12 protein-coding genes and 1 pseudogene are annotated in these 11,537 nt (G+C 62.3%); 5 read left to right on the forward strand and 8 right to left on the reverse strand.

Annotated elements, in window-relative coordinates:
* Nucleotides 1–58: 58 nt before the first annotated feature.
* From N5D48_RS16775 to N5D48_RS16785, 3 genes are all read left to right on the forward strand, one after another.
* The gene (locus N5D48_RS16775; protein ID WP_279886299.1) at nucleotides 59–868 is read left to right on the forward strand and encodes an inner membrane protein YpjD; all 810 of its coding nucleotides are present in this window, start codon (nucleotides 59–61) and stop codon (nucleotides 866–868) included.
* 9 nt (nucleotides 869–877) lie between these two features.
* On the forward strand, nucleotides 878–2,065 hold the full coding sequence (locus N5D48_RS16780) for a transporter associated domain-containing protein (RefSeq protein WP_279886301.1): 1,188 nt from the start codon (nucleotides 878–880) through the stop codon (nucleotides 2,063–2,065).
* Between the two features lie 241 nt (nucleotides 2,066–2,306).
* Nucleotides 2,307–3,611, forward strand: coding sequence for an MFS transporter (locus N5D48_RS16785; RefSeq protein ID WP_279886302.1), 1,305 nt, complete (start codon nucleotides 2,307–2,309; stop codon nucleotides 3,609–3,611).
* 100 nt (nucleotides 3,612–3,711) lie between these two features.
* Here the strand turns inward: N5D48_RS16785 and purT are convergent, their stop codons facing one another.
* The 5 genes from purT to N5D48_RS16810 form a co-directional block, all read right to left on the reverse strand.
* Nucleotides 3,712–4,893 (reverse strand): formate-dependent phosphoribosylglycinamide formyltransferase, encoded by a 1,182-nt coding sequence (purT, locus tag N5D48_RS16790; protein WP_279886304.1) that lies wholly within the window; start codon nucleotides 4,891–4,893, stop codon nucleotides 3,712–3,714.
* A 74-nt stretch (nucleotides 4,894–4,967) separates the two neighbouring features.
* Entirely contained in the window at nucleotides 4,968–5,435 is a 468-nt protein-coding gene (locus N5D48_RS16795; RefSeq protein ID WP_279886305.1) for a VUT family protein, read from the reverse strand.
* Between the two features lie 119 nt (nucleotides 5,436–5,554).
* Nucleotides 5,555–5,752 carry a DUF1289 domain-containing protein gene (locus N5D48_RS16800; RefSeq protein WP_279886307.1) on the reverse strand — a complete coding sequence of 66 codons (198 nt, stop codon included), beginning with the start codon at nucleotides 5,750–5,752 and terminating at the stop codon, nucleotides 5,555–5,557.
* Nucleotides 5,742–6,266, reverse strand: a complete 525-nt coding sequence (locus N5D48_RS16805) for a gamma carbonic anhydrase family protein (protein ID WP_279886308.1) — start codon at nucleotides 6,264–6,266, stop codon at nucleotides 5,742–5,744. The genes N5D48_RS16800 and N5D48_RS16805 overlap by 11 nt, the downstream gene beginning before the upstream one ends.
* A 43-nt stretch (nucleotides 6,267–6,309) precedes the next feature.
* Nucleotides 6,310–6,909: a CoA pyrophosphatase gene (locus N5D48_RS16810; protein WP_279886310.1), complete on the reverse strand. Its 600-nt coding sequence runs from the start codon at nucleotides 6,907–6,909 to the stop codon at nucleotides 6,310–6,312.
* Nucleotides 6,910–7,045: 136 nt separating this feature from the next.
* Here N5D48_RS16810 and N5D48_RS16815 point away from each other — a divergent pair, with 136 nt between their 5' ends.
* Nucleotides 7,046–7,600: an NUDIX hydrolase gene (locus tag N5D48_RS16815; RefSeq protein WP_279886312.1), complete on the forward strand. Its 555-nt coding sequence runs from the start codon at nucleotides 7,046–7,048 to the stop codon at nucleotides 7,598–7,600.
* Nucleotides 7,601–7,620: 20 nt separating this feature from the next.
* Entirely contained in the window at nucleotides 7,621–8,184 is a 564-nt protein-coding gene (locus N5D48_RS16820; protein ID WP_279886314.1) for a L,D-transpeptidase family protein, read from the forward strand.
* 3 nt (nucleotides 8,185–8,187) lie between these two features.
* On the opposite strand, the gene N5D48_RS16825 is transcribed toward N5D48_RS16820, so the two are convergent.
* From N5D48_RS16825 to N5D48_RS16835, 3 genes and pseudogenes are all read right to left on the reverse strand, one after another.
* Nucleotides 8,188–9,285 carry a type VI immunity family protein gene (locus N5D48_RS16825; protein WP_279886315.1) on the reverse strand — a complete coding sequence of 366 codons (1,098 nt, stop codon included), beginning with the start codon at nucleotides 9,283–9,285 and terminating at the stop codon, nucleotides 8,188–8,190.
* Entirely contained in the window at nucleotides 9,278–10,588 is a 1,311-nt protein-coding gene (locus N5D48_RS16830; protein WP_279886317.1) for a VRR-NUC domain-containing protein, read from the reverse strand. The genes N5D48_RS16825 and N5D48_RS16830 overlap by 8 nt, the downstream gene beginning before the upstream one ends.
* A gap of 18 nt (nucleotides 10,589–10,606) precedes the next feature.
* Nucleotides 10,607–11,537, reverse strand: a pseudogene (locus tag N5D48_RS16835) (hypothetical protein); the annotation flags it as partial.

Consider the following 11,537-nt stretch of genomic DNA (forward strand, 5'->3'; position numbering starts at 1 on the left):
CTTGCCCACCGCGATCTATGCCAAACTCCGTCCCTTTAGGGCTTGCCTGCCAGGACTTATGTTCTCTTCACCCAGCCTCATCCCCAATCTGATCGCCGCCTTCCTTTATCTGGCCGCGACCGTCTATCAGGCCACCGGCCTGGCCCGTGGCGCCCGCGCCGACAAACGGCTGCTTGGCCTGCTCGGCACCCTGGCGGTCGCCGCCCAGGGTGGCGCCCTGTTCTTCCAGCTGATCACCCCGCTGGGCCTGAGCCTGGACTTCTTCAGCGCCGCCAGCCTGATCGCCGCGGCAGTGATCGGTCTCACGCTCCTGGCCTGCCTGAGCATCCCGGTGGAAAACCTGCTGGTGCTGCTGTTCCCGCTCGGCGCGGTGACCGCGCTGCTGGCCCAGTTCGCGCCACCCGGCACGGCACCGCTGATCAACGAAGAACCGGGCATCCTCGCGCATATTCTGCTGTCGATCCTGGCCTATGGCCTGTTCACCATCGCCGTGTTCCAGGCTCTGCTGCTGTTGCTCCAGGACCACCAGCTCAAGCACAAGCACCCGTCCGGGTTGATCCGCAACTTCCCGCCGTTGCAGACCATGGAAAGCCTGTTGTTCGGTTTCCTGTGGGCGGGCTGGGTACTGCTGTCGCTGTCGCTGGTTTCCGGCTGGCTGTTCCTCGACAACCTGTTCGCCCAGCACCTGGTGCACAAGACGCTGCTGGCCTGCGTGGCCTGGATCGTGTTCAGCGTGCTGCTGTGGGGCCGTACCCGCCTGGGCTGGCGCGGCCACAAGGCGATCCGCTGGACCCTGGCCGGCTTCTGCCTGCTGATGCTGGCCTACTTCGGCAGCAAGCTGGTCCGCGAATTCATCCTGCACATCTGACGGCCACCCATGGACACCCTGCCGTACGCCCCATTGCTCGGCATCATCGCACTGGCCCTGCTGTGGTCGGCACTGTTTACCGCGGTGGATGCCGCCCGCCAGCAGCTCAACGGCCAGGCGGACCCCGCCCTGCCCGCCCAGGGCCTGGTGCTCGGTGCCAGCCTCGGCAAGCTGCTGGTACTGGGCCTGGCCTGCCTGATCGGCCAGCGCTACAGCGGCGAGCACGGCTTCTGGTTGGCCGGCCTTGGCGCCGCCCTTGGCCTGCTGGTGCTCGCCGAGTACCTGCCGCGCCGCCTGGCCCGACGCAACCCGCAGTCCTTCCTGAGCCTGGGCGGTAACCTGCTGAGACTGCCACTGGCGCTGCTGCAGCCGCCAGCTTGCCTGCTCGATGGTTGCGCCCGGCTGATCCTGCGCCCGTTCCGCGTGCAGCCGAGCGCCGTGGCCCTGCATCCGCAACAAGATGACGAAGCCGATGAAGATGCCACCGGCGATATGCCACGCCCCGGCCTGCTGGATGGCCTGCAGGCGCTGGACAAGATCACCGTCAACGACATCCTGGTACCGCGCAACGAGGTCGACGGCGTCAATCTCGACGACCCCATCGAACGCATCATCGAGCAGTTGATCGTCAGCCGCCACACACGCCTGCCGGTCTACCACAACGACATCAACCAGGTCGAAGCGGTGCTCAACACCAAACTGATCAGCCACCTGCTGCCGCGGGCCGAGCTGACCCTGGAGAAGCTCCGGGCGGCCTGCTACGAGCCCTACTTCGTCCCCGAAAGCACCCCGCTGCAGATGCAGTTGCTGAACTTCCACAAGCAGCAGCGGCGCATGGGCGTGGTGGTGGACGAGTACGGCGAAGTGCTGGGCATCGTCACCCTGGAAGACATTCTCGAAGAGATCGTCGGCGAGTTCGAGGACGAGCACAGCCTCGACAACCCCCATGTCCACCCTCAGCCCGATGGACGCTTCGTCATCGAAGGCACCGCATCGCTGCGCGAGATCAATCGCACGCTCGGCTGGCACCTGCCCTGCGACGGCGGGCCGAAAACCCTCAACGGCCTGGTCACCGAAGCCCTGGAAAGCATCCCGGCAAGCGCGGTGTGCCTGAAAATCGGCCGTTACCGCCTGGAGATCCTCGAGACCGAGGACAACTGCGCCAGCAAGGTACTGGTCTGGACCGTGACTCGATAGCTATACTCGGTCCACGCTTACCCAGCCCTGCCGTCCGCCTGCTACCCGCACCCGGCGCCCCACGGCCAGTCCGCACCACCGACATGCCCCGCGGTCCTGCTTCGACACCCTGAACAGCACCCGTTCCTCCCCTATCCCTTGGGCTATCGTCAGTCGGGCGACCAACAACAATACGCTCCGGCTCCCGTGTGCCCGTCACATGGGCCGTGCCCCATGGAGCATGACTGTCAGGGACCTTCGCATGACTACCAGCAGCACCTACGCCGAACCTGCCTCGGCGACCCCGGTCAATTCTCCGGCCCGGGTGGCCACCGCCAGCTTCATCGGCACCGCCATCGAGTTCTACGATTTCTACGTCTACGCCACCGCCGCCGCGCTGGTGATCGGCCCGGTGTTCTTTCCCTCCGGATCGGGCACCGCGCAGATGCTCGCGGCGTTCCTCACCTTCGGTATCGCCTTTCTCGCCCGACCGCTGGGCTCGGCGCTGTTCGGCCACTTCGGCGACCGTATCGGGCGCAAATCGACCCTGGTCGCCTCACTGCTGCTGATGGGCGTCTCCACCACACTGATCGGTGTGCTGCCCGGCTACGACAGCATCGGCGTATGGGCGCCGATCATCCTCTGCGTGCTGCGCTTCGGCCAGGGCCTGGGGCTGGGTGGCGAATGGGGTGGCGCGGCACTGTTGGCCACCGAGAACGCACCCGAGGGCAAGCGCGCCTGGTTCGGCATGTTCCCGCAACTTGGCCCGTCGATCGGCTTCCTCGCCGCCAACGGCCTGTTCCTCACCCTGGCCCTGGTGCTCAGCGATGAGCAGTTCCGTGAATGGGGCTGGCGCATTCCGTTCCTGCTCAGTGCCGCCCTGGTGCTGGTTGGCCTGTATGTGCGCCTGAAACTGGAGGAGAGCCCGGTGTTCGCCAAGGCGGTCGCCCGCCACGAGCGGGTGAAGATGCCGGTGGTCGATCTGTTCGCCCGGTACTGGCTGCCCACCTTGCTGGGGGCCGCGGCCATGGTGGTGTGCTATGCGCTGTTCTATATCTCCACGGTGTTCTCGCTCAGCTATGGCGTGACCACCCTGGGCTACAGCCGCGAGACCTTCCTCGGCCTGCTGTGCTTCGCCGTGGTCTTCATGGCCCTGGCCACGCCGCTGTCGGCCTGGCTCAGCGACCGCTACGGGCGCAAGCCGGTGCTGGTGGTCGGCGGCCTGCTGGCGATCGCCTCGGGCTTCACCATGGAACCGCTGCTGACCTCGGGCTCGACCACGGGCGTGGCGCTGTTCCTGGCCATCGAGCTGTTCCTGATGGGGGTGACCTTCGCGCCGATGGGCGCGCTGCTGCCGGAGCTGTTCCCGACCCATGTGCGCTATACCGGCGCCTCGGCGGCCTACAACCTGGGCGGCATCGTCGGCGCCTCGGCGGCACCGTTCTTTGCCCAGAAGCTGGTGAGCATGGGGGGGTTGAGCTGGGTGGGGGGATATGTGTCGGTGGCGGCGGTGATCAGTCTGATTGCCGTGTTGTGCCTGAAAGAGACACGCGACAGCCAGCTCTAAGCAAGCTCTAAGCTGCAAGCTGCAAGCTGCAAGCTGCAAGAAAAAGCAGACCGTACATGGCGCAGCTCTTACTTGCGGCTTGCAGCTCAAGGCTTGCAGCTTAGAACTCGACCTTGACCGCCTGCGAAGCGCGGGTCGCCTTGGCCCGAGCGGCCTCGACCGACTCGTCGCGCGCCAGGCACACGCCCATGCGGCGGGTGCCGTTGATCTCCGGCTTGCCGAACAGGCGAATGGCGGTATCCGGTTCGCTCAGGGCGGCGCCGAGGTTGGCGAAGCTGGTCTGCTGCGACTGGCCTTGCGGCAGGATCACCGCCGAGGCCGACGGGCCGAACTGGCGCACCACCGGGATCGGCAGGCCGAGAATGGCCCGGGCATGCAGGGCGAACTGCGACAGGTCCTGGGAAATCAGGGTCACCAGACCGGTGTCGTGGGGACGTGGCGAGACCTCGCTGAACCACACCTGGTCGCCCTTGACGAACAACTCCACGCCGAACAGGCCACGGCCACCCAGCGCATCGGTGACCGCCTGCGCCACGCGCTGCGACTCGGCCAGCGCCTTCGGGCTCATCGCCTGGGGCTGCCAGGACTCCTGGTAATCGCCCTTCTCCTGGCGGTGCCCGACCGGCTCGAGGAAGGTGGTACCACCGACATGACGCACGGTCAGCAAAGTGATCTCGTACTCGAAGTCGATGAAACCCTCGATGATCACCCGACCCTTGCCGGCGCGGCCACCCTCCTGGGCATAGTCCCAGGCCTTCTGCAGGTCGTCGGCGCTGCGCAGCAGGCTCTGGCCCTTGCCCGAGGAACTCATCACCGGCTTGACCACGCACGGGTAACCCAGGTCCGCGACCGCTTTGCTGTAATCCTCGAAGGTATCGGCGAAGTGGTACGGCGAGGTCGGCAGGTCCAGCTCCTCGGCGGCCAGGCGGCGGATGCCTTCGCGGTTCATCGTCAGCTGGGTGGCGCGGGCCGTGGGCACCACATTGAAACCCTCGTTCTCCAGCTCCACCAGGGTGGCGGTGGCGATGGCCTCGATTTCGGGCACGATGTAGTGCGGCTTCTCCGCTTCGATCACCGCGCGCAGGGCGACGCCGTCGAGCATGTTGATCACGTGGCTGCGGTGCGCGACCTGCATGGCTGGCGCATTGGCGTAGCGGTCCACGGCAATCACCTCGACGCCCAGGCGCTGCAACTCGATCACCACTTCCTTGCCCAGCTCGCCGCAGCCGCACAGCAGTACACGGGTCGCGGTGGGCGACAATGGGGTTCCGATACGGGTCATTTCAGGTCCTCGAAGGCGTCCGGGGCCGCGCCACGCTGGCTGCCGCCCGCTGAAAAATGGACCGGTATTCTACATCAGGATGTGGCTACTGCGCGCCGTGCCCGCCAGGCCATGATCAACCAGACCGCCGTGACCCCGGCGAATTTCGAGGCCAGCGCCGTGCCGATCACCGCCGGGGTCAGCGCGCCGATCATGCCGAAGAAGATGAAGGTATCCACCGGAATGCTCAGCGCTGAGCTCAGCCACAGGCGATCGCGCAGGGGCCGGCGGGTGACGCTGAACACCAGCCAGTCGATCAGTTCGGAAACGAAGAACGCGGTGGCGCTGGCCAAAGCGATGGCCGGCTCCGAGGTCACGTAGGACAGCACCAACGCCACCAGCATGGCCAGCAACGCGCCATGGCCGTAGCGGGTCTGCACCATGTCGCGCAGGATGAACACCAGTCCGCCCCAGGCGGACCAGATCACGTCCAGGTGCGGTGCGCTGGAAAAGGCGTAGTTGATCAGCACCACGCTGCTGATGTAGGCGATGAGATAGAACATGGTCTGTGTGTTTGGTGGGCAAGCCGCACAGATTAGCGCCAGCTTCTTCGCGGGTAAACCCGCTCCCACAGCCAGAGACAGCGAGGATCCTGTGGGAGCGGGTTTAACCGCGAAGAGGCCTACAGCCCGATGATCAGCCCCGCCGCCACCGCCCGCGCATGGCAAAGCGCAAGCACGGCACGGCGCTCGGCGTTGTCCATCCGCCCCCAGCGGCTGATCTCGTCCACCGTGCGCTGGCAGCCCGTGCAGATGTCCTGCTCGTCCAGCGCGCAGACGCTGACACAGGGCGAGGCCACCGGCCGTTCGTCAGTCTTCATCGATCACCAACTCGCGCGCGTAACGCCTGGCGTTTTCCACATAGTGCACGGCGCTGGCCTCGAGCATGCGCATCTGTTGCTCGCTGAGCTCGCGCACCACCTTGCCTGGCGAGCCCATCACCAGCGAACCGTCGGGGATCTCCTTGCCTTCGGGGATCAGCGCATTGGCGCCGATGATGCAGTGCCTGCCGATGCGCGCTCCGTTGAGGATCACCGCATTGATGCCGATCAGGCTGTAGTCGCCCACCGTGCAGCCATGCAGCATGGCGTTGTGGCCGATGGTCACGCCCTTGCCGATGGTCAGCGGCGAGCCCATGTCGGTATGCATCACCGTGCCATCCTGGACGTTGCTGTCCTCGCCGATGTCGATCAGCTCGTTGTCGCCGCGCAGCACCGCGCCGAACCACACGCTGGCACGCGCCTGCAGACGCACCCTGCCGATCAGGGTGGCGTTGGGCGCGGTCCAGCTCTCGGGATGGGTCTCGACCCGCAGGTCGCCCAGGCGGTATTTCATGTATCGCTCCTCACGGTTGCGTCGATGGCGGGGTGAGCCCCGCTCAGTTCTGGATGAAACGCTCGGGTGGCTGGTGCAGGCTGATGCCGGCATCGAACAGCAGGTTGACCAGCTCGACGATCATGATCGCCGACAAGCCCCAGATCTTGTAGTCGCCATAGCGATAACTGGGCACGTACCAACTGCGGCCCTGATAGTCGATACGGTGGGTATGGTCGCGCGGGTCCTGGCGGAAAAACGCCAGCGGCACGCTGAACACGGCGGCGATTTCCGCGTCGTTGGCGCGGTACTCGACATAATCGGGAATCAAGCCGACGAATGGCACCACCTTCAGGCCGTGCAGCGAGACCAGAGGACTGAGCGGTCCAAGCACCTCCACCAGGCCGGGCGGCAGGCCGATTTCCTCTTCCGCTTCACGCAGGGCGGTGAACACCAGGTCAGGGTCTTCTGGATCGCGTCGACCACCAGGGAATGCCACTTCGCCACCATGGGTGGAAAGGCCCTTGGCCCGTAGCGTCAAGACCAGCTCCGGCTCGTCGCTGCGGGTGATGGGCAGCAGCACCGCCGCCTCGGGAAAGCGGCGGTCCACCTCCAGCGATGCCGGGGTGTGGTTGCTCATTCGGCGAAGAAGCTCGTCCAGCATTACGCACTCTCGATTCCAAGGCCTGCCCCGCATGATGCACCAAAGCCGCGAGGCACCCAAGCCCCGCCCGTAGGCCGCTTGCGGTGGACGGGTCGAGCGCGCCAAGATAGCCCGACCCCACAGGAATGAATAAAGCATGAAATTCTGCAGCGCGTGCGGCCAACCGGTCACCCAGCGAATTCCCGAAGGCGACAGCCGCCTGCGCTACGTGTGCGAGCATTGCCATACCATTCACTACCAGAACCCCAATATCGTCGCTGGCGTGTTGCCCACCTGGGGCAGCCAGGTGCTGCTGTGTCGCCGCGCCATCGAGCCGCGCCGCGGTTTCTGGACCCTGCCCGCCGGCTTCATGGAGAATGGCGAGACCCTCGACCAGGCCGCCCGTCGCGAAACCGTCGAGGAAGCCTGCGCCCGGGTCGGCGAAACCACGCTCTACCAGCTGTTCGACCTGCCGCACATCAACCAGGTGCATGTGTTCTTTCGCGCCGAGCTCGCCGACCTGGACTTCGCCGTCGGCGTCGAGAGCCTGGAAGTGCGGCTGTTCGAGGAGCACGAAATTCCTTGGAGTGAGCTGGCTTTCCGCACCGTCACACGCACACTAGAATGCTATTATCGCGACCGCATCAGGCAGCACTACCCGATAGGCCATGAATACCTGCCGCCGATGAACGTCTCGTCGTCCACCACCTAAAGTTTTCAGGGATAGGTTTCATGCGCTGGCTGCTTGCCCTCTTCTGCCTCAGTGTCGTCTCGGTGTCGCAAGCGGCCTTCACCGAGACCATCATCCGCCAGACCCCGTCGGCCACCCCGTCGCCGGTCCAGCCAGCCCTCGGCACGCCCCAGCAGGAGCGCATGATCGACAAAGTGCTGGTGATCAAGTCCGAGCGCCGCCTGCAGCTGATCAGCCGAGGCGAACCGCTCAAGACCTACCGTATCTCCCTGGGCAAGCAGCCCAAGGGCGCCAAGGAGCGCGAAGGCGACAAGAAAACGCCCGAGGGCCTGTACTGGCTGGATTGGCGCAAGACCAGCGACCGCTTCAACCTGTCCATGCACATCTCCTACCCCAATATCAGCGACGCGGCCAAGGCCCGGCGTGAAGGCGTGGCGCCCGGCAGCATGATCATGATCCATGGCACACCGATCAACGAGGATTACCCGGAGTGGTATTTCCACACCCTCGACTGGACCGAGGGCTGCATCGCCATGCGCAACGACGACATGCAGGAAGTGTGGAGCATGGTCAAGGACGGCACGCTGATCGAGATTCGGCCCTGAGACTCAGTCGTGGCGGGGCGTGGATGCCACAAAATCATCGAGTATTTTCTTGTTGCTTGCGGCGCGCTCCAGCTCCGCCTTCGATATACGCCTATACGGCACGGGCGTCCTCGGCAGCTCCATTCCAGCCGGCAGGTCGAATCGCCTGATCCAGGCATTGCTGACGAGCGGGTTCATGCGTGGCTCTCCGGCAATCGACCCATAGTGAAATGCCCCTGCATCGGTTACTCGCAACGTCTTGATTGCCTCATTGACTCTCACATACAACGCTGGCCGTTGATCGACGCCTACTTTCCACAACACAGGCCAGTCACCAGCGCGAAACAGCATGCCATCTGCCAGCGACTGTATGTCCACCCTTACGTCATCCAGAGTTGCCAGAAGGGTGTCCTGGGTGCCCAGTGTGCCCATCCATTGGCTATTGATATAGGTGTACCAGTTGAGGTTGCTGTAGCCCGAGCGCCAGCTTGGATTGCCGCGCGGACGAACCACATCCAGCCCTTGATAGGCCATGGCGATCTGGTACTCGATATGCTGGAAGTCTTCCCACTGATAGGTGTGCTGTATGCCTAAACCCGCCGCGGCATGTGAGGGAGCGAGTACTTCGAGCATTTCCTTGAGCAATGACTCGAAACGAGACTTACGCCCTTCGAGGATCTCGTCGATAGGCAGATAGAACCGAATAGTCGTGAAGGTGCCATGAATATCCTCGACCCAGCCGGCAGGTGAGTAACCATCGATCATGTAACTTGCGACCTGCCCGTAACCCGTTTCGCAAGCCCAGCGGAATGCCAGAGGTTCTGCAAACCCGTCTTTCCTCAAATAGGCAAGCGTCGCCATCGCGCTCGCTGGCGAGTAGTCATGCTCCTGCAGGTCATCCGCCCCTGTGTAGCCCCACTTCAATTTTTCACCATGATAACGGCAGTATATTTGCACGGCGTCGGCAATACGCTGACGACCGGCTGACGTGTAAGCCCCCATGACATGAAAAGCCGCGGTAATACCAACATCTATTACCACTTTGCTTTCATCTCGATCATCGACATATAAAAAGTCATTGCGACTTCTTGCAAAACCCTCGAAAAACTCATCATCACTCATAAACATTTACCGCCGCGTTTTCCCAAAGCACATAGGTTTTCTGCAAAGAGGGAAGCTCGTACTCGCTCCAGTTCCGCTCGCGAACGGTACTGCTCTTCGCCCTATCGGGCGCCTCGCTCGCCATTGCAGGTGCTGCTCCCCCAACCGAAGCAGGGACCCACTTGCGCGCCGCTTCTAGGACTGCTCGGAACGTGACCGTCTGACCTGCACTTTGAGCAACCGTGGAGCCAGAAGACAACGCGCTGCCAGGAGCAGCAAGTGCGGCAACGGCAACAGATCCGACTGCCACGAAAGGCGCAGCCAGAACCATTTCCATTCCTGCCACGGACCTTCGATTGCTTGCCTGGGCAGCGTGGCTATCAGTCATCCCGACCCACTGAGGACCTTGGGCCTCAGGCCCCTGAACCCCCAGTAACCGCCTGACCGCGTCATGTTCCGCATCGATACGGGCGACGAGCAGCTTGTTTTTCTCGATACTCATTCGCGAGCCCAGGCGAGTAACCTGCTGGATAGGCTTGTAGACAGGTTCTTTCTCGCTGACCCTTACCCATTCCCGCCATTGTTCTCGGTCAGCGCACTCGCAAGTTTCCGTGTACATGACTCGCAGACCCGCTGGCCCGGCAATGAGTTCATAGGCTTCCTGCTGGGCAGGCGACAGGACATCACCGGGAAATTTCATCTCGATAACAGATTGCAAATTGCCCTGACTGTACTGTGCCACGCCAGGTTCATGGAAAGTTCTCAGCCGGACGATGTCCGGAATCCGCAGCAAGCCTTTGACATGACCACCTTCCAGAATCCTGGTAATTCGACGATCAATGTGGATTCTCTCTCCGTCCTCGAGGTCTTGGCGCGCCAGCATAACTTCCACCTCGCGCTTGTCGAGCAGATCATACTCGAGAAACAAGGCGGACAATCCATCAAGCAACTTGTTGCGCATGAGTGAATATTTCGACAGTGGGAACGTACTGGGGCGGTACGGCTCCTTCAGGCTCATCACCGGGCTGGGCGGACGATGAGCCATGTTGAAGCCGACCTCCCCACAGTAAGGAAACCGGTATTCGAAGTTTTCATTATCCAACCGCGCCCAATACGAAACCCGCCGCTGATACATTGCGCGATTGTCGCCACTACGAACATAGGGAAAGCGCTGAGCGTAGTTGGCCTTCTCGCACAGATACCAGAGATCGGGATGGTCGGTTACAGGAACAACAGCACCCGTCGCAGTCGGCTTTGTGGTTGTCATAACTCTGGAGTTACAAGGACGGCTGGCAACTTTGCGTCCTTCATTTCTATTTTCCATCTTCGACTCCGGGAGTATTCAATCTTTGAAGTCCAACTCCATACCATCAGCTTCATCATCCCAGTAGCTGGCCGAAATTCTTTTACTACGAGCGTCGAGACTCAGCGGAAAAATCTCGAATAACTCTGAAAAGCAGGAATTGAACACGCGTGTTCTGCCGTGCTCGTCAGAGTTCGCACGGAAAATACTTCCATTACTGCGCCTGACCTCATAAGGGTGGTCCACCAAAGGCTGACCAGTCTCGGCATTGATGAGCTGAAAAAACTCCTGAAGGTCACCGGCAGGAGCAACCCCCTCCCAAACCCAGTGAATGCCACCTTGAGATGCTGTCTGGACATTCAACGGGCCGTTGACTTTTATATGAGTCGCCTCTATCGATATGCCACTGTCATCGATAACAATCCGCCCCGAAGGTCCAACCAAGGACAGGCGCCTCCCAGCCTGAATGGTAATATCGGGAGACGTCACCTCAATCGCTTCTCTTGCAGACAGCTGATAACGTCCACCGACCTGGTGAAGCGAGTTGCCGTCTGTCAGGGACTCACGATGACCATTAATTTTCTCATTTAGGTCTCCGCCCACATGGGTCGTTGAGTGGCGCCTGATTATCTGTTCCAGATCACGGTGCGTGGCATCGAACCTGTCTTGTCCAACTTGACTTCTCTGATCACGCCCAACCACAAGCGTCTCATCGTTGCTCACCTGCCCTACGCGGTCATGCCCGACTTCGATACGTTCATCGTGCCCCACACATTCGCTTCGATCGTGCCCTACTTGCGTGGTCTCATCGTGCTTGACCACATTGTTCTGGTCCCGCTCGGCATGGATGAACACCTCCTGGCGCCCCAGCTCATCCTCGAACCTCAACTCGTTGAAGCCATCGCCCTTGTGGGTCTGGCTCTTGATGGTCATGCGGGTCTTGTGCTCGGGCAGGTCGTACGGCGGCAGT

The sequence above is a fragment of the Pseudomonas sp. GD03858 genome, from assembly GCF_029840925.1.
Lineage (GTDB): Bacteria > Pseudomonadota > Gammaproteobacteria > Pseudomonadales > Pseudomonadaceae > Aquipseudomonas.